Annotated in this window: 16 protein-coding genes; 13 read left to right on the top strand and 3 right to left on the bottom strand. The window is 38.0% G+C overall.

The genetic code is table 11. From position 1 onward, the window contains the following. Window positions 1-440: 440 nt before the first annotated feature. Window positions 441-2660 (bottom strand): NADP-dependent isocitrate dehydrogenase, encoded by a 2220-nt coding sequence (locus R2R28_RS06545; RefSeq protein ID WP_316824908.1) that lies wholly within the window; start codon window positions 2658-2660, stop codon window positions 441-443. A 213-nt stretch (window positions 2661-2873) separates the two neighbouring features. On the opposite strand from R2R28_RS06545, the gene R2R28_RS06540 reads away from it, so the two are divergent. The 7 genes from R2R28_RS06540 to R2R28_RS06510 all read left to right on the top strand — a co-directional run bounded on the left by R2R28_RS06540 (window position 2874) and on the right by R2R28_RS06510 (window position 14461). Further along, window positions 2874-3482: a hypothetical protein gene (locus R2R28_RS06540; protein WP_316824907.1), complete on the top strand. Its 609-nt coding sequence runs from the start codon at window positions 2874-2876 to the stop codon at window positions 3480-3482. A gap of 1051 nt (window positions 3483-4533) precedes the next feature. After that, complete coding sequence (locus R2R28_RS06535; protein ID WP_316824906.1) at window positions 4534-5736, top strand: ankyrin repeat domain-containing protein; 1203 nt, start codon at window positions 4534-4536, stop codon at window positions 5734-5736. Window positions 5737-5745: 9 nt separating this feature from the next. After that, entirely contained in the window at window positions 5746-7092 is a 1347-nt protein-coding gene (locus R2R28_RS06530; RefSeq protein ID WP_316824905.1) for an ankyrin repeat domain-containing protein, read from the top strand. Between the two features lie 367 nt (window positions 7093-7459). Continuing rightward, window positions 7460-8032, top strand: a complete 573-nt coding sequence (locus tag R2R28_RS06525) for a hypothetical protein (RefSeq protein WP_316824904.1) — start codon at window positions 7460-7462, stop codon at window positions 8030-8032. Window positions 8033-8155: 123 nt separating this feature from the next. After that, window positions 8156-10873 carry an outer membrane beta-barrel protein gene (locus R2R28_RS06520; protein WP_316824903.1) on the top strand — a complete coding sequence of 906 codons (2718 nt, stop codon included), beginning with the start codon at window positions 8156-8158 and terminating at the stop codon, window positions 10871-10873. 135 nt (window positions 10874-11008) lie between these two features. Further along, window positions 11009-12328: a sorbosone dehydrogenase family protein gene (locus R2R28_RS06515; RefSeq protein ID WP_316824902.1), complete on the top strand. Its 1320-nt coding sequence runs from the start codon at window positions 11009-11011 to the stop codon at window positions 12326-12328. Window positions 12329-12409: 81 nt separating this feature from the next. Further along, entirely contained in the window at window positions 12410-14461 is a 2052-nt protein-coding gene (locus R2R28_RS06510) for a TonB-dependent receptor (RefSeq protein ID WP_316824901.1), read from the top strand. A 55-nt stretch (window positions 14462-14516) separates the two neighbouring features. Here R2R28_RS06510 and R2R28_RS06505 read toward each other — a convergent pair whose 3' ends face one another. Further along, window positions 14517-14660 (bottom strand): single-stranded DNA-binding protein, encoded by a 144-nt coding sequence (locus R2R28_RS06505; protein ID WP_316825006.1) that lies wholly within the window; start codon window positions 14658-14660, stop codon window positions 14517-14519. A 440-nt stretch (window positions 14661-15100) separates the two neighbouring features. On the opposite strand from R2R28_RS06505, the gene R2R28_RS06500 reads away from it, so the two are divergent. The 3 genes from R2R28_RS06500 to R2R28_RS06490 all read left to right on the top strand — a co-directional run bounded on the left by R2R28_RS06500 (window position 15101) and on the right by R2R28_RS06490 (window position 17183). After that, window positions 15101-15637, top strand: a complete 537-nt coding sequence (locus tag R2R28_RS06500; RefSeq protein WP_316824900.1) for a MepB family protein — start codon at window positions 15101-15103, stop codon at window positions 15635-15637. A 68-nt stretch (window positions 15638-15705) separates the two neighbouring features. Further along, window positions 15706-16551, top strand: a complete 846-nt coding sequence (locus R2R28_RS06495; protein WP_316824899.1) for a methylated-DNA--[protein]-cysteine S-methyltransferase — start codon at window positions 15706-15708, stop codon at window positions 16549-16551. After that, a complete protein-coding gene (locus R2R28_RS06490) occupies window positions 16551-17183 on the top strand; it encodes an alpha-ketoglutarate-dependent dioxygenase AlkB (RefSeq protein ID WP_316824898.1) in 633 nt (210 codons plus the stop codon). The genes R2R28_RS06495 and R2R28_RS06490 overlap by 1 nt, the downstream gene beginning before the upstream one ends. Window positions 17184-17312: 129 nt before the next feature. Here the strand turns inward: R2R28_RS06490 and R2R28_RS06485 are convergent, their stop codons facing one another. Continuing rightward, the gene (locus tag R2R28_RS06485) at window positions 17313-18104 is read right to left on the bottom strand and encodes a hypothetical protein (protein WP_316824897.1); all 792 of its coding nucleotides are present in this window, start codon (window positions 18102-18104) and stop codon (window positions 17313-17315) included. Between the two features lie 292 nt (window positions 18105-18396). Here R2R28_RS06485 and R2R28_RS06480 point away from each other — a divergent pair, with 292 nt between their 5' ends. The 3 genes from R2R28_RS06480 to R2R28_RS06470 are packed head-to-tail and all read left to right on the top strand — an operon-like array spanning window position 18397 to window position 19596. Then, window positions 18397-18699 carry a hypothetical protein gene (locus tag R2R28_RS06480; RefSeq protein ID WP_316824896.1) on the top strand — a complete coding sequence of 101 codons (303 nt, stop codon included), beginning with the start codon at window positions 18397-18399 and terminating at the stop codon, window positions 18697-18699. 11 nt (window positions 18700-18710) lie between these two features. Beyond that, window positions 18711-19061: a DHCW motif cupin fold protein gene (locus tag R2R28_RS06475; RefSeq protein ID WP_316824895.1), complete on the top strand. Its 351-nt coding sequence runs from the start codon at window positions 18711-18713 to the stop codon at window positions 19059-19061. A 4-nt stretch (window positions 19062-19065) separates the two neighbouring features. Then, entirely contained in the window at window positions 19066-19596 is a 531-nt protein-coding gene (locus tag R2R28_RS06470) for a GNAT family N-acetyltransferase (RefSeq protein WP_316824894.1), read from the top strand. Window positions 19597-19626: the final 30 nt, after the last annotated feature.

Here is a 19626-nt window from a genome sequence, read left to right as displayed (position 1 = left end):
GCTACGCAAGGGTCGGGCTATGCACTACAAGTCCTCGCCACTCGTTCCTCACGGCTGCGGGCTTTCCGTTGCTATCCCTCACGCAGGCAAAATGCCTAAAATCCATTTTGAAAGTATATCATTCTGCTATTGATCTGTGGGGACACAGACCCGAGGGGTTAGAAATAGTATCACTGAATAATCCACCCTAAACCCGATCAAACCGGGATGCTACCGATCCTTCATCGGGAGCAGAAGCGGGAGCGGGACTGCTGCAACCCAAATGCTTTTGCAGCTGCTTTCCAAATGCAAAAGATTCATTAATTTCTAACAAATAGCTATTAAAGCTAAAAAATCCATCATAAAAAAAGCGTCCCGATTTTTACATCAGAACGCTAAATATGTTAAAATTTGCCAACCTCTATACTAAAAGCATATTAAAGTTGACCACTTGGTTTTAATTACAAACTAGCCAAAGAGGTATTTAATGTCTCACTAGGGCGCATGGCTTTGCTCGCCAATTCATCATTAGGATTGTAATAACCACCAATGTTTTGAGGTTTGCCTTGCGAACCAATCAACTCTTCATTAATTTTCGCTTCGTTTTCTAACAAAGTTTTAGCCAATGGCGCAAATCTGGCTTGCAGATCAGCATCTTTAGTTTGAGCAGCCAAAGCTTCAGCCCAGTATAAAGCCAAATAGAAGTGCGAACCACGGTTATCGATTGTTCCTAACTTTCTACCCGGAGATTTATCGGTTGCCAAGAATTTAGCATTAGCCTCATCCAAAGCATCGGCCAATACCTGTGCTTTTGTATTGTTTTGAGTTTGAGATAAATGCTCTAAAGAAGCTTGAAGTGCTAAAAACTCACCAAGCGAATCCCAACGTAAATAACCTTCTTCGATAAACTGCTCAATGTGTTTCGGAGCAGAACCACCGGCACCGGTTTCGAACAAACCACCACCATTCATTAAAGGAACAATTGATAACATTTTCGCAGAAGTTCCTAATTCTAAAATCGGGAATAAATCGGTTAAATAATCACGCAATACATTACCGGTAACCGAAATGGTATCTAAACCTTTACGGATGCGCGCTAAAGTAAACTTAGTAGCTTCGATCGGGGCCAAAATACGGATATCTAAACCTGTAGTATCGTGATCTTTTAAGTAACTATTTACTTTTGCAATGATTTCTCTATCATGTGCTCTTTTTTCGTCTAACCAGAAAACCGCAGGTGTTTCAGATAAACGCGCCCTGTTAACCGCTAATTTAACCCAATCCTGAATCGGAGCATCTTTGGTTTGACACATGCGGAAAATATCGCCTTTTTCTACTTTCTGATCGAAAAACACTTTACCGTCAGCATCAGTTACACGAATAATACCAGAACCAGTAGCCTGGAAAGTTTTATCGTGCGAACCATATTCTTCGGCTTTTTGTGCCATTAAACCCACATTTGGTACTGAACCAATCGTCGTTACATCAAAAGCACCGTGTACTTTACAGTCATCGATAGTTGCAGTATATACACCCGCATAAGAACGATCTGGAATTAAAGCAATCGTATCTTCAGGTTTACCTTCTTTATTCCACATCTGGCCCGAGGTACGGATCATTGCAGGCATCGAAGCATCAACAATCACGTCACTTGGCACATGCAGGTTGGTAATTCCTTTATCAGAGTTTACCATCGCCAAAGCTGGTCCGTTTTCTATGGCTTGTGCCAAAGCGGCTTCAACTTCTGCCTGTTTAGGGTTGCCTGCAATTTTTGCATAAACATCACCTAAACCATTGCGGGTATCGATGTTAAGTGCTGCGAAAAGATCAGCATATTTAGTAAATACATCTGCAAAATAAACCTCAACAATGGCACCGAAAATAATCGGGTCCGATACTTTCATCATGGTTGCTTTTAAATGCGCTGATAATAAAACGCCTTCTGCTTTAGCCTCAGCAATTTCTTTAGCTACGAAAGTTTTCAATGCTGATAAACTCAATGCAGAGCTATCAATCACCTCTCCTGCTTTTAATGGCGATAAACCTTTTAATTCGGTTACCGCACCATCTGCAGCAACAAATTCAATTTTAAACTGACTTGCTTCTGCAACAGTAGTAGATTTTTCCGAACCGTAAAAATCGCCTTCAGTCATGCTTACTACTTTAGTTTTTGAGTCAGCAGACCATTTCCCCATCGAATGTGGGTTTTGTTTTGCGTAGTTTTTAACCGCTTTAGGTGCTCTACGATCAGAGTTACCTTCGCGTAAAACAGGATTTACTGCCGAACCTAAAACTTTTGCATATTTAGTTTTAATTGCTTTTTCTTCTTCGCTCTGCGCATTATCAGGGTAATTAGGAATGGCAAAACCCTGAGCCTGTAACTCTGTAATTGCAGCTACCAATTGTGGAATAGAAGCAGAGATATTTGGTAATTTGATGATATTTGCCTCTGGAGCGGTAGCCAAAGTACCAAGCTCTGCTAAAGCATCACCAATTTTTTGTTCGTCTTTTAAATACTCAGGAAAGTTTGCCAAAATTCTTCCTGCTAAAGAAATATCTCTGGTTTCTACATCAATACCTGCTGATGCGGTAAAAGCTTGTACAATAGGTAAAAGTGAATAAGTAGCCAACATGGGCGCCTCATCGGTTTTGGTGTAGATAATTTTTGATGTATTTGACATATTTATATTGATTTTACTGATTAAGGTTAATTATTCGATCGGTTTATGGCTTTGTAAACCAATCTTTTTAAAATCGCCTAAAGATAAAATAATCGAATGAATTAAGGAACATCGTAATGTTATTTATGGTTGGGTAAACATCTAAATACTTAAAAATATAGTTACATTTTATTTATTTTAGTTTCGTAAAAACTTAAAACTAAATTACCTACTTTGAAAACACTCAAATATCCGCTTCCAGAAACATTAGAAAAAATACTTACCAGTGATGATTATTACCAGGACGGAGGTATGGTTATTTCAGGACTGGCTTATCAAGATAAAGATCTCATTTTAACTGTTAACCTCTACCCAAATTCTAACAGACAAACTAAGCAGATTTGGGAGTTAAAAGTTATTAATATCGCGGCCGAAAATTTTTCGAGATCATGGACGACACATTTCTCTTTCTATTCTGAACATTTTTTACTTTATGGATTAACAGACGCTCACGGTGATCTTTATTACAACGGAAAAGCAAAAAATTCGGAAAAACTTTTTATAGATCTTTATAAGAACCATTTAAAAACCTACTATGGCGACTTTCCCTTTGCTTATGGGATAAATGCTGCTATGGATATTTTTAAATTGTGTAAAGACGGATCAGGAATGTTCGCACGTGGCCCGAAGGAGGTTTTAGAAAAATATCAGGTTTGCCTTGCCAAGCATAACATCCAATCAAATTTTGTAGGAAGCTCGCCTAAACCTGAACATAAATTAAAGCTCCTGACTTTTGGTGAAAGTTATTTTATCGGAGAAGAATTTTTATTTACAGAAGCATAAAATAATTGATTATTACTTCTGGATGCTTAAAATCAGCTTCTCATATAATAATAAAACTTTGGAGCGCTTGTCACTCGCTTTTTTTAATTTAGTCCTGCCCTGCGCTTTATCCCGATGAAATATCGGGGATGCCCGCTCCGATCAGGGCTAGAAACTTAGGCCTGTGACACGGAAAACCGACATAGTAGCAGAAAACTACCTAAACTAAATCTGATCAGCTGGTTACGATTTCTTATCATACCGTGTCGACACAAATATTTAAGATTAGTTTAGGCATTTTGCTGGTTTCCATCCAAAACCTACAATCCTTACCGAAGGACGCCGTCAATCCCAAGTGGCAGGGGAATCAAAAAAACAGTTGCAGTATAAAACAAACGGCACTACCAAACCTGAAACGCAGTGGTTTTGTGTTCGTAAACGATAATTCAAAAGTTATTAAGGAATCGAACACAAAATGAAGTGCCGCTGTTTTTTTGATGAGCGCGGGGCGGTGAGAAGCCACATTGCCGGATTGACAAAGCGCTTTGGCTACTTTGGCGCTCCAAAGTAGCATGCCCCCGCGGCATAGAGCGGAAAAAAAATATTCATTTATAGCAGTATTAAATAATTGAATCTTTATCATATACTTATTAAGTCAGATTTCTATAAAAAATAATATTATGTTGGAGCGCAGCGTCACTCGCTTTTTTTAATTTACTCCTGCTCATTGCTTTACCCCGATGAAATATCGGGGATGCCCGCTCCGATCAGGGCTATAAACTTAGGCCTGTGGTACGGAAAACCGACATAGTAGCAGAAAACTACCTAAACTAAACCTGATCGAACGAATGCCATTTTTCACGGCAGCAGGCAGAGCAGGAAGAAATTAACCTATGGCACACTACAACTGCTTTCCAAAAGCAAGCAACTAAAACTTCATGATACTATAATTTGTTGCCACCCATTGTGGGAAGCTTTCAAAGTAAATAAACGCTACCACCTTAATATTTTGGCTAAACTTTTGTAGGATCCAGGGCACATATATCTATCTATTTTAAATATTTTAATTGAAATGACCGAAACTACCTTAGATCAGCAGTTAAATGCCCGCAAATTTGATGAAGCGAAAAGCTTAATGCAAAACGGCGAAAAACTCTCTAAAAACTTACAGGATTACCAGAAATCGTCTATTTTAGACAACCTTATTAAGGGAAAACAGTACGAAATATTAAATATGATGGTAAAGGATAAAACCATCGAGACCGATATTTACGAATTCGACAATTTTGATAAAAGCATTTTTCAGGGTATCGTATACCACCTGGGCAATGATGCTGAAGACATTGCCTTTTTTGCAGCATTTATTACCCATTTCGAGAACCTGAATGACGAAGTAAACGCTAAAACTTTATTGGGTTATCTCTTCGAAAATGGGATGAACTTAGAAGTAATCAAGGCTTGTATCGATGCGGGATGCACAACAAATTTTAAAAATAATGCCGAGGAAAATTACCTACATCAGGTGGCAAAAAGCAACTTTCGTAAATATAACCTCAACGATGAGCAAACCACCGATCTGCTTAAAGGTTATATCGACATCCTGATTAACGAAGGAATTGACATAAACGAAGGCAATATTGTACAGGAAACGCCTTTAATTACCACGATAAAATTTAATAAGAAAAATTTAATTGCCCACCTGCTCGAAAATGGTGCAGATCCGAACCAAATCGATCGGGAAGGCAATTCGGCTTTCTTTTATGCTGTGGCGCATTCGCAAAGTGAAAACATTTACGATACGCTCCGCAATTTTGCCTCGCCCGAGTTTGATCAGGTGAGCAAAAAAGGAGAAACTTTATTGTTCGAATATGTGCGCATGATGTCTAACAGCGAAAGTGGTATTAATTTTCTTAAAAAACTGCTTGAGGATGGTGCCGACTTGTATCAAACCAGCACATGGTACAGTGCAGATAAAACCCCGTTGGATGTAATTGCCGAAAAACAGGCCGGTATTTTAGCCGCTGTTTTAGAAAGTGGACAGGTAGATATTAACAGAACAGACGATGAAGGAAACACCTTACTGCATAAGGTTTGCGCTTATAATGTAAATTACGAAGCAGAAAAAGCAAAGGAAACCTACAGGAAGGTTAAACTTTTGATCGAAAATGGAGCAGATGTTTCAATTAGCAACGATAAAGATCAAACGGCTTTAATGCTGGCTTCTGACGATAACCTGAAAATAAAAACTGTTGAATTACTAATGAAACAACCTTAATATATGTCGATGTCATTTATAATTGCCTGCGAAAGCGGTAAACGAAAAATAGCCGAACTTTTATTGGCCAATAACGAAGTAGAAGTAGGATACACCGACGAAAAAGGCCGCACCGCTTTACACTATGCTGCCCACCATGGGTATTTAGACCTGGTAAAAATATTAATTGATCGCGGTTCAGATTTAGATTATGAGGATCATGCTGGCGAAACCCCCTTTTATTTTGCCTGCCTGCAAAAGCAGAAACAGACAGCATTATATCTATTAGATAAAGGCGCCAGGGTTGATATTAAAGACCTGAAAGGAAACAGTTTGCTCCACTTAACAGCACAAAATGGACAGATGGAGGTTTTGGAAAAACTGCTTGATAAAGGATTAGAAGTTGATGGCGAAAACAATGAGGCAGAAACACCGCTCCTAATCGCATCAGCCTGGAGAAATAAAGAGGTTGTTCAAAAATTACTGGACTTTGGTGCCAATATCAACACCACCAATAAACATGGTGATTCGTCATTGATTTTTGCTGTCAAATCAAAAAATTCGCCGATGGCCGAATTGCTTATTGATAAAGGTGCTAACATTAACCATGTTAATCACGCAGGCGAATCAGCCTTATTACTTGCCTGTTACGATGCCAACCGCATGCTCACCAAAACACTGGTAGAAAAAGGAGCTGATGTATTTGTAGCTTCAAAAAGCGGTTTATCACCAATATGGTATGCCTGCGCCAATAACCAGAAAGAAATTGTTGATTTATTTTTGGCCAATGGTGTAGACGTAAATTACGCAAAACCACTTTCGGGCAATGATGATTCGATGTATTCGTACCTCGAATGGGTAGAAACGGCTAATAATATTTCCATTTCAGCCAGCTTTTCTTTCGATAATGATTATAACTATGGTGGCGAAAGCATGTTACATGTTGCGGCAAAAAGCGGTCATTTAAGCATGTTAAAGTTATTATTGGAAAAAGGTGCCAACGTTAACATTCAGGATGAAAGCGGTAACACAGCCTTACACTATGCTGCTGCAAATGGTAAAAAAGATGCCGTAAAGTTTTTGCTCGAAAAATCCGCTGACCCATCTATTGTGAATGTGAAAGAGCAAAAGGCAATAGATTATTCAAATATTAAAGGTTTTAATGAAATTACTGAACTCTTGCTAAAATACGGTCCGGCAAGTAATTCGAGCCCACAAAGTACGAATGCTGTACCAACAGGAAGTAATGCCGAAACGCCAAAAAACGATATGGCAGCTAAAAAACAGGCTTTGTTAGATTTAAAAGAATTATTGGATGCAGGAATTTTATCGCAGGAGGAATTTGATGCGGAGAAGGCTAAGATTTTGAAAGCATAAATCTTTATATCGTCGTCATTTCGAGCGCAGCCGAGAAATCTATCTAGGCAGATCTCTCCACTCCACTGTGTTTCGGTCGAGATGACGACACTTTTTTAAAATTTGATATCATTACCGGAGCTCCCCCCCCGAACCGTCATTTCGAGCTTATTGCAGCGCAGCCGAGCGATCTATCCAGACAGATCTCTCCATTCCACTACATTTCAGTTGAGATGACAATGCTTTTATTTAAATCTGTTAACATTGGCATGGAGAAATGATATTAATATATTGCCCGATAAAATTTTAGTTATAAATTTATCTTTACAATTCTCTGGTCAACTATCGTAAATCCGATCAGGAAACCTGCTATATTAACGCTGACACAATGAAAAATACCTCGAAAATTAAAACCCAGTTATTTATACTTCTCTTTCTTTCCATAATCATCTACGCCTGCTCTCCAAAGTTATATGTAGATGAAGAAAAGCGTTACCAGGCCGGCACCTTAACCAATGCACAGATCGATTCGCTACATACTTTTTTGAAACAAAACGAAAGGCTTGCATTAAAAGATACCATTATTATTAAATACGATTTTAACCAGGATGCTTGCTGGGATGACCTAAAATACCAGAACTCGGAGTTTTTGAACAATGTAAGGTGGACATTCCAAAAAAACATATTAGAAAAAGCAGAGGCCCGTCCTAAAGTAGCCATATACCAATACCGCGAAGTTGGAGAGCGGTTTAGTCAGATTAAATCAAAAGGTTTAGAAATAGAAACCGATCCGGGATTTTTAAAAAAGTTATTATTTAAGGAAATAACCACTTGTGGTACAGCTGCAATTATACTTCCTGACGGAAAATTCTTGCTTGTTAAATCTGATCCACAATTTTCTGCATTGCTATTAACTGCCGGAGATATTCAAAAAAAATTACTGGAAAACCTGGTGAAGTAGCTTTAAAGGCTGTTATTGATATTTTTAAATCGATTTAACAATTCTTTAACTAAATCTTTGGTTATTATGCTGTAATTTAGTTTCCACTAATCGTTACAAATTATAGCTCAACCAAATACCTAAATGCTCAAGCTTCTCTCTACACTCCTATTTATTTTTATAGGTTTTAACCTGATGGCGCAAAATAAAACTACTGTAAAAGGTATTGTTGCCGATTCATCTTCCAAAGCACCAGTAGAATTTGCTACCGTAGCCATTGTAAATGCGAAAGATACCAGTTTGGTTTCTTATACACTTACCGATAAAAATGGTGTTTTCAAGTTATCCGGGATTCCGGTTGAAAAACCTACCAAACTGATTATCTCTTATGTTGGCTATACCACATTCAGGCGGATGCTCGATCTGAAAAAGGATGTGGTTAAAGATTTCGGCACAATTTTATTGGCAGGCCATAACCTTGAAGAGGTAGTAATAAAAGGCGAAAGATCACCAATTGTGATCAAAAAAGATACCATCGAATTTAATACTGAAGCTTTTAAAACCCGGCCAAACGCCGTTGTAGAAGAATTGCTTCGAAAATTACCTGGTGTACAGGTAAATGTAGATGGTTCTATCCTGGTAAACGGCAAATCAATCAGTAAACTCTTAATTGATGGCAAAGAATTTTTTGGTAACGACCCAAAAGTAGCCACCAAAAACCTTGATGCCGATATGGTAGATAAAATCCAGGTTTATGATGACCGCGAGAATGATCCCGATCATCTGGTTAGTGAAACCCAGGTAGCCAAAATCATCAACCTGAAGATGAAGAGTAAAATCAAGAAAAGTACACTGGGTAAAATTTATGGCGGTGGAGGCAGCCGCGATCGTTATGAGGCTGCAGGTATCCTCAGTAATTTTAGGGATACTTTACAGGTAAGTTTAATTGGTTTGGCCAATAACCTCAATAAAACAGGCTTTTCCGGTCAGGATTTATATTCTATGGGTGGTTTCGATCGTTCAGGCGGATCGCAGGTATACGATGGAACATTTGGCGGCCGGGGTTATGGTGGGATGGAAAATGTAGCTTCAGGGGGTTTTAACATCAACAACAATTATGGCAAAAAACTAAAACTCAATTTAGTTTATTTTTATACCCATACCGAGCGAATATTTAACGGAAACAATTATAACGAACAATTTCTGCCTGATACCAAACTTGTATCCATTTCGCAAAACAACAGCAATAACAAAAACGATAAACATGCCATCAGTGGTCTTATTGAGTGGGTGCCCGATACCATTAACAGGATTAGGTACGAACCAAAGTTTAATTTTGGCAGTGATAACAATGTAAACGGAAGTTTCGGTAACAGTTCAAACACGGCTTTTCCCAAATTAAGAGAAACCAATTTTGATTCGGGATACCATGCAAATAACACCAGTTTTTCGCATAATTTTAATTACTACCGCAGGTTAAAGAAAAAAGGCGAATCGCTGAATATTACACACTCTGCTCAATTAAACAATAACGGCGGAGATAAATTCTCCCTTTATAACATCATTTCCTACACTGCTGACGTAAAATCGGAAAGGCAGGACCGTTATGAAGATAGCTGGAGAAAATCGAGTTCGGTTGATTTATCACTTACCTATAATTACCCGATTATTATAGATAAAATGATTTTAGAAATGAATGTTTATGCTAAATATTCGGCCAATAAAGACCAGTTGAGTATTTTAGAAAACAATCCGCTCACAGGAAATTACGATTTGCTACAGGTAAACCTCAGCAACGATTTACAGCGTAATATTTTTACGCAGAACATCCGTCCTCAGCTATTGTATAAAATAAATAAAAATTACAGTATAAGACTGGGCGTTAAGGCCGAACTGAATGATGTGAAAAACAACTTCAATTATGGTTATGATGATATTAACCAAAAGTTTTATAATTTTTTTCCAACTATACGCTTTGATGGCCCAAGCTTGTCATTCAGTTACGATGAAAGGATAGATTTACCTAGTATCTCACAGATGCAACCCATAGTACGGGAGTATAATTCATTATATAAAACAACCGGTAATCCTAACCTTGCACCATCAAGGGTAAGGAATTTAAATTTTAACCTTTATAAATATAACCATAGCAAACAGATCAATTTTAATGTTTACTCCGGGCTAAATTTCAGCAATAATATAGTGATCCAGCAAACCATATTAAGCAGTGCAGGCGCAAATACCACCACCTATGTAAACCGGAATGGTGGTGCCAACGGGTATATGGGTTTAAATTTTGGCAAACAACTAAAAAAATCCCAAAAATGGCAGGTTGGTTTTAATACCAATGTAAACCTGAATTTAAACAGAAGACCGTTTATCCTTAATACAGATGAAGGTTTCGAAAACAGTTTTTACACCACCTTGGGTGAAAATATCAGTTTCAACTACAATGAGTTGTTAAGCATCAATGCCAGATATAATTTCACCAAACAAATGACCAGGTATAAGGATGTAAATTTCAACAATGTAAATACCTATTCGCATACCATAGGATCTGATTTTAGCCTGCGCTGGCCTAAAAAAATAATTCTGGACGCCAATTATTCTTATAACTACAATCCCCAGATTGCAGAAGGTTTTCCCAGAAGTTCACATCTTTTAAACCTTGCCTTATCGCTACAAATGCTTAAAAAAGACCGTGGGCAGTTAAAAATCTCGGTTTACGATCTTTTCGATCAGAATATTTCGGTAAGCAGGTATGCTTACAACAATGCTGTTAATATATCCGATAGAGAAATATTAAAACGATACTTCCTTGTTACCTATCAGTATAAACTGAATATTTTTAAAGGAAAATAAGGCGCGCTCTCCTATGGAAGGTGCTTTCGGGTACTTTCCATTTTCATTTTTTTGGTTGTGGCAATTATAGCGGAAACGAAAACATCTCCCCCATTTCGATGTTTATTTTTATGAAAACTAATAAAACCAGTTAACATGAAAAATAAAATTTTCTACACAGCAATCCTGTCAACGTCGGTTCTTTTTGGATGCCAATCCAATTCTGATAAGCAACCTCAGGGCGAAGATACCACCGTAACCACCAAAACCGGGGCAGTAGATTTACCTGCACCGGATACCAATGCCGCCAAAAGCAAATTCAGCAAGGTAATTGGCTGGCCGGAAGGAAAAACACCTGTTGCACCCGAGGGATTTGTGGTGACCAAATTTGCGTCCAACATCAAAAGTCCGCGTAATACTTATATCGCGCCAAACGGCGATGTATTAGTCGCCCTCTCAAACTCTGAAAGAAGCGCGGCAGAATCGGTTGCCAATACAGTTACCGGTAAAGCTAAATCTGAAGTTCCGGGAAAAAGTGCAAATACCATTTTGCTTTACCGCGACGACAATAAAGATGGCAAACCCGAAACAGTAACGACCTTTTTAAATGGACTTAACCAGCCATTCGGCATGCTCATTATTGGCAATTCGTTTTATGTAGCCAATACCGATGGTTTGTGGCAATATCCTTATAAGACTGGTGACACGAAAATAACTGCTACGGGTAAAAAGATTTTAAGTCTGCCAGCCGGTGGTTATAACAACCATTGGACAAGAAACCTGATTACCAATGCGGATAAAAGCAAAATTTATGTAACCGTTGGATCGGGTAGTAATGTAGGCGAAAACGGCATGGAAAATGAAATTCGCAGAGCCAATATATTAGAAATTAACCCGGATGGAACTGGTGAAAAAATTTATGCCAGTGGTTTACGTAATCCCGTAGGGATTGATTGGGCGCCATCAACCAATATGTTGTGGACAGCTGTTAACGAACGCGATGGCTTGGGCGATGACCTTGTACCTGATTATATTACCAGCGTTAGACAAGGCGCATTTTATGGCTGGCCATTTTCTTATTACGGCCAAAATGAAGATCCGCGCTTAAAAGGTAAAAATCCTGAAATGGTTAAAAAAGCGATAGCTCCTGATGTAGCAGTTGGTGCGCATACTGCTTCTTTGGGTTTAGCTTTTTATAAAGCCACAAAATTTCCTCAAAAATACCAGGGTGGTGCATTTATCGGTCAGCATGGCTCATGGAACCGGTCGGCAATTTCTGGCTATAAAGTAGCTTTCGTGCCATTTAAAGATGGAAAGCCAACAGGAAAACCTGAAGATTTTTTAACCGGTTTTGTTTCAAATGCAGATAAAGCAGAGGTTTATGGTCGTCCGGTTGGTGTTACGTTGACCCCAGATGGCGCCTTATTGGTAGCCGATGATGTAAGCGGGGTAATTTGGAAGGTAGCCGCAAAATAGTTTACCAATCAGCCACAGGTTAGCAGAATATACAGTAATTTTATCCTGCCAATCTGTGGTTAAACATCAAACCTTGTACCCTTGAAATCAAATCTTACCCTCCTATTCACTTTATTTGCAGTTACTGGTTTAGCCCAGACCGTTAAACAAGATTCGACAAAAAAACTCGAAGATATTACCGTAAAAGGTTATTACAACCAGCAGTCTCTATTAAGATCGGTATCAGCAGTAAGCTTGATTGATAGCAGCTTAATCCAAAACCAGCAAAACAGTTCGTTGGTAAGCACGCTAAATGCTACTCCCGGAGTAAGAATGGAAGAGCGCTCTCCCGGAAGTTACCGTTTATCGCTTCGCGGAAGTTTATTGCGCTCGCCTTTTGGCATAAGGAACGTTAAAATTTACATTGATGATTTCCCTTTAACCGATGCGGGTGGCAATACCTATTTAAATGCCCTGGATATAGCTGCAGTGGGTACAATAGAAGTTTACAAAGGACCGGAGGCCAGCATATTTGGAGCAAATACAGGAGGTGCGCTTTTGATCTCGCCACCAAATTTAAGTCATAACGAAATTAATGTTTCGGCCAGTACAGGCTCATATGGTTTGTTTCATCAAACTGCTGATATTAAACGCCAGTTCAAAAATTACAGTTTCAGCTTTACAGAAGGTTATCAAAAAAGTGATGGTTACCGCCAAAATAGTGCGATGGAAAGAAAATATTTTCAAACTTTTCATCAATGGAACTATAGTGCTGCGGGTAGCTTAAAAGCATTTGTACTTTATAGCGATTTAGACTATAGTACTCCGGGGGGATTAACAGCCACTCAGCTGGATCAGGATCCTAAACTGGCACGACCAGCTACACCAACTATCCCTGGTGCCATTTCGCAGCAAGCTGCCATCTACAATAAAACCGTTTTTGGTGGTTTATCTAATTCCTATCAGTTTAATGCGCATCTAAAACACGTTATTGCTTTATTTACCACCTATACCGATTTCAAAAACCCTTTTATTACCAATTATGAAAAACGTTACGAAAGCACTTTGGGCTTAAGAACATTTTTAGACTATAATCAGGCAAAAGAAGATTTTAAATTCAATGCACAAATCGGGCTGGAGGGTTCGGCAACAAAAAGCCAGATCAAAAATTTCAATAATAATGCAGGTGAAGCCGCGGCAATGCAGGCCTCAGATCGCTTAAAAGCAAGTCAGGATTTTGCTTATCTACGGTTAAATTTCGATATCACTAATAAATTCCTGATCGAACTCGCTTCGAGTTTAAATTTCTACAAGTATAATTACGAAAGTTTTTTTCCTGTAGTTATTGCTTCTAAACAGCGAAAATTTGACGCCCAGTTTATGCCTAAAGCGGCAGTATCTTACCTGATTACTTCTGATTTTTCGGCCAGAGCTTCGGTTAGCAAAGGTTATTCTCCACCAACCATTGCAGAAGTAAGGTCATCCGATAATATGATTAACAATGATTTGCAGGCAGAACTTGGTTGGAATTACGAATTAGGTTTACGTTACAAAAGCAAAAACAACCGGTTTTATGCCAATGGAAGTATATTCAGCTACCATTTGAAAGACGCTATTGTAAGAAGGTTAAATCAAAATGATGCTGAATATTTCATCAATGCAGGAGGAACCAAACAACAAGGCATTGAATTGGAAACCACAATCTGGATTGTCAGAAATGATGCTTCCTTTTTAAAAGGCCTTCAACTGAGAAGCAATTACACCTTTAGCCATTTTAGGTTTGAAAACTTTTTAAGCGGTACTACTGCTTTTAGTGGCAATAAACTTACCGGCGTTCCGGAAAGTATTTTGGTCAATAGCTTAGCTTTTGATTTCCCAAAAACATTTTACCTGTTTATTCAGCACAATTATACTTCTTCCATACCTTTAAATGATGCGAATACTGTTTTCGCGAGGAGGTATCATCTTGTAGAGGGTAAACTTGGCATCAGAAATTTAAGGGTAAGTAAAACCCATTTAGATCTATTTGCCGGGGTAAACAATTTGTTTAACGTAAATTACAGCTTGGGTAACGATTTAAACGCTGCAAACGGAAGGTATTTTAATCCTGCAGCAGGAATCAATTTTTATACGGGGCTTTCGGTTAAATTATAAGGATTAAAAACCGCACCTATAAAGCCTAATTTTACAGGATGCGGTTGAGCGCTGATTAAACGGCGTTTTGTTTTTCGTTTTCTCTTATTACCACTTCGTTAACAATGATATCGAAACTAGAACGCTTTGTTCCGTCCTTAGCATCATAACTATTGGTTTGCAACCTTCCTTCTATTGTTAAACCTGTACCTTTTTTAATCTGTGCCTCTGCACCGAAAAAAATTACTTTCTGCAGGTTTCAATTTTGATTACCATACCTATAGCTACGAAACACAAAGTGGAAATTGCTATATTTTCTGTTACGAATATGGTTATCTGACTCTAAGCGACGAAAAGGTATTACTGCTTAAAAGAGAAGAAAATCTTTGGCTGGCATAACTGGATTTGATTTTTGAGTTCTGATGAGGTATCTAAATCATTAAATTTTGATTAATAAACAACCTCAAGGTATTAGCTGCAATTTTCATAATCTGTTTAACGCCTTAGTGCTCAAAAATTCTATTTCAATAATTGTCCAACTTTCGCCAGGCAGGTAAGTTTGGCTGGCCGATTATTGCAATGTAATGTTTCAATGCTGGTAAAATATTATGTCCTTAAAACCTAAATTTTAATAAAATAAGTTAGTTTCTTTGTCAGCCAATGATGTCCTCAAAAGAAAACCCAGTTAATGAAATACCTAGCATACTCGCCGCCGCCCAGAATTTAGTTTACCAACCATTAAATTATCTAATTAACAACCTGCATATAGAACCCGAAAGCCGTGAATACACCGCCTGTACTTTTGAATTAAACGGATTAAAAATTATACACCGCCAATCTAAAATTACACCAACTAAAACCGGCCAATTTGTAACCATTTGGAAACGGAACGAAGCAGGAATTACCATCCCATTTAATGAACAGGATGGTTTTGATTTGTTAATGATATCTACAAAAACCGAAAATCATTTTGGTCAGTTTATCTTTTCGAAGGCCACATTATCTGATCATAAAATAATTACCAAAAACGACATAGAAGGGAAAAGAGGCATCAGAATATACCCTCCATGGGATCCCGTAACCAGTAAACAGGCAGAAAAAACCCAAAAATGGCAAATACCATATTTTCTTAAGATCGGTATCAATGAAAATCCAGATCTTGCACTGGCAAAGAAATTAATCAATAGTAAATATTAAACTGAGCAAGTTTCGGGTGGTTTACCTTTTCTTTCCATACTACTTTTGAATATAAATTATTCAAGACCATGAAAGCACAAGAAGAAATTAATTTTAACAGGATAACTGAAGCCATTAATTATATCCAGGCTAATTTTAAAACACAGCCAGGTTTGGAAGAAATTGCCGAAAAAGTAAATTTAAGTCCTTTTCATTTCCAGCGGTTATTTAGCGAATGGGCTGGTACCACTCCAAAACGTTTTTTGCAGTATATCAGCATTGGTTATGCCAAAGAAATGCTTAAAGAAAACCATAGTTTGTTTGATACCGCTTTAGAAACCGGTTTATCGGGTGCAAGCAGGCTGCATGATCTCTTCGTAAACATTGAAGGCATGACACCGGGTGAATATAAAAACGGAGGCGAAAACCTCCACATCAATTACAGCTTTGCAGAAAGTCCGTTTGGGAATATTATTGTAGCAAGCACACCTAAAGGGATTTGCCACATTGCTTTTTATGATGATGAAAAGCCGGCTTTAACCAATCTTCAAAAACAATTTCCAGCTGCTAAGTATCAATTGATACTGGATAAAGAACAACAAAATGCATTGTATATCTTCAGTAACGACTGGAGCAAACTTAACCAGGTTAAGCTACATTTAAAGGGAACAGATTTTCAATTAAAAGTTTGGGAAGCATTGCTCAAAATCCCGATGGGTAAATTAAGCACCTATGGCAGCATAGCCAAAAAATTGCAAAACCCTAACGCCTCAAGGGCAGTTGGTACCGCTATTGGCGATAATCCGGTTGCCTTCTTAATTCCCTGTCACCGGGTGATACAAACCAGTGGTGCTTTGGGCGGATACCATTGGGGACTGAACAGAAAAACGGCGATGATTGGTTGGGAGGCAGCACAAACAAACCCTGAATTGTAATGAGCAAACACAACACTCAAACACTGGATTTATTCGGTACAACGATAAACCCGGGTCAAAACCTGCTTCCATATGATGGAACAGTAAATTATTTCGGTAAATTATTTTCGCCAGCAGAAGCCGGTCAATATTTCGACATACTGATGGATACGATTGAATGGAAAAACGACGAAGCTTTTATTATGGGTAAACACATCATTACCAAAAGAAAAGTAGCCTGGTACGGAGACGAAAATTATTCTTACACCTATTCGAACAAATCAAAGCTGGCCTTACCCTGGACGAAAGAACTGCTGGAATTGAAAAAAATATCGGAAGAACAAACAGGTGTAACCTACAACTCCTGCCTGCTTAATTTATACCACAACGGCGATGAAGGTATGGCTTACCATAGCGACGACGAAAAAGCTTTGGCAAAAGATTCTGCCATTGCATCCTTAAGTTTTGGTGCCGAAAGGCGATTTCTTTTCAAACATAAACAAAGTAAGGAAACGGTTACTTTACTTTTGGAACACGGAAGTTTACTGGTGATGAAAGATGAAACGCAAAAGAACTGGCTGCATCGGCTCCCTCCTACCAAAAAAGTAAATCAGCCAAGGGTAAACCTAACCTTTAGAACGATGGTGGTTTAATCCTGGCTGATTAAAAATCTTTGAAGTGTTTCGTGAGGATACTTACCACGGCGCATTATGTTTAATAACTGATTAATGCTTAAATTTCAGAAGCCTTGGTTCGTGTGCCCACGAACCAAGGTATTTCCTTTAATGTTGGAACTCTTTAATGTCAACAATACGATCGTCATCAGCATTTTTCTTTAAGAAAGATGTTCCATGCGCATTGGCCACCCAGGTATAATCTCTCTGGATATTTCCCACAAGGGTTTCAGGCTGACTGGTTAATGATGCAGGTAATGGAAGATTAAACGTTTCTCCGGTTTTAGTATTCACCTGGAACAAAGAATTAGCTGTTAAAAATGCCAAAGTGGTTTTATCACTCGAATACATAAAGAATTTGCCTTGAATACGTTCGTCTGGATTTTGGCGTTTAATTGGATAAACCCTGGAGTTGATTGTAGTAATAAAGAAATCGTTGTTAACCAATAAATTGCTACGGGTTAATTCTTCCAATCCATTGGTATATTTTTTATCGTCAGCACCTTTTGATGGGATGTTCAAACTCACTACTTCTATTTTACCACCGCTTACATAAATGATATAAAATGGATCCATTTTATCTTTTTCATTAGCACTCTGAACTAAAACAGCTGTTTTTTGTGTATTGATAAAAGAAGCAACCTTAAATTTCTTTGTTGCAGCATTAGGCGCATCCTCAATGGTAATGGTGGTATCTTTTACATTAATAGCAAATCGATCGGTAGCAGCTAGTTTTCCTGAATCCGTTTTTACAATTGTTAATACATCTTTTGTTGATTTTGGGAATACATTAAAATCATCACTCACCGCAAATGCGCGTGCTTTGTAAGTTTTTTCTGAATTACCACCGCAGCCAAATAAAACAACGGAAAGAAAGAGTGCATAAAGCGTAATTTTCATAGGTATAGTTATTTATTTTTTTTGCTAATTTATAACCTTTATTGCTTTTCTTTTATTAAAGTCACCAGAAAATTACCGCTCTTGATTAAAATTTTGATTTTTAATGGATTGGTGGCGTTTTTAACCGCAAAGTTGGTTTTAGTTCCAAACGCTGATTGCTCATTTTTCACCACCGAGACCACAAAGAAAACGCACAGAGTTGGAATTTATCCATCTTACATTTTCCATTCCTGCCCTCCCCAACTAAAGACTTAAATCTAAATTCCCTATTTTTGACTAAAGCGTTATCTAAATGGCAGGCAAAACAACCTTTCTCACTAAAAATAAAAGTATCATCTTATGCGGGATTTCTTTGGCCGTATTACTTTTATTATTGAAATGGCTGGAGCTTCGTTTTATCATTATTAACAATGCTTTAGAAATTTACGCCGGTTCAATCGCCATTATATTTACGCCCCTGGGTATTTGGCTGGCCTTAAAATTAACAAAACCCAATAATGGTTATATTATTTACTTATATGGAAATTTTGCCTGTGGGTATTTTGGTTTCACTAATAGCGGCACTCTTTTTAAAAAGAAAAATGAACACCACTAACCACTTAAAATATGTATAACATTACTTTTAACAATATAGACTGGAACCAGGTAGAAAAAGAAGAATATCCTGGCGAAACAGGCACTGCAACCTGGCAAACCTTAAACTTTGATGGTTTGAGGATGAGGATTGTAACCTATTCGGAGGGCTACCTTGCCGATCATTGGTGTCAAAAAGGTCATATTGTACATTGCTTAGCAGGTAGTTTTGTAAGTGAAATGGAAGATGGAACAACATTCGGACTTAGCACAGGGATGACTTATGTAGTTTCCGACGATTTAAGTTCACATCGCTCAGTATCGAAAGAAGGTGTAAAACTTTTAATTATTGATGGTAGTTTTTTAAAGCCAAAAGATATTTAATCAAATGGAGATTAAGATTTTTGCCGAAACAGAACGTTTAATATTGCGAGAGCTGTTACCTGAAGATGCTGAAGGCATGTTTGAAATGGATGGCGATCCGGAAGTACATCTTTTTCTGGGCAATAAACCCGTTTTATCAATCGAACAGAGTAAGGCCGATATCGAATTTATCAGGAAACAATACCTGGATAACGGAATTGGCAGATGGGCAGTTATCGAAAAAGAAAACAACCATTTTATCGGCTGGGCCGGTTTAAAGTTAATGACGGAGACCTGTAATAACCATAGCAATTATTATGATTTGGGTTACCGTTTCAGTAAAAGGTTTTGGGGCGAGGGTTATGCTACAGAAGCTGCAATAGCAACGAGAGATTATGGTTTTAAGGAACTGAATCTAGATGAAATTATAGGTATAGCAGACATTAACAACCTCGGTTCTATCCATGTTTTAGAAAAAACAGGCTTAAAAAAGGTATCTATTTTCGATTACCACGGCGTTAATCACCATTGGATGCGGGTTGAAAAGCCAGTTTAAATTTTATTGGTTTAGTTTTTGATGATAAAA

Origin of the sequence: Pedobacter miscanthi (genome assembly GCF_032678605.1) — a bacterium.
GTDB lineage: Bacteria > Bacteroidota > Bacteroidia > Sphingobacteriales > Sphingobacteriaceae > Pedobacter > Pedobacter miscanthi_A.
The sequence above is the reverse complement of the archived record's forward strand: the minus strand, read 5'-3'. Positions and strand labels throughout refer to the sequence as shown.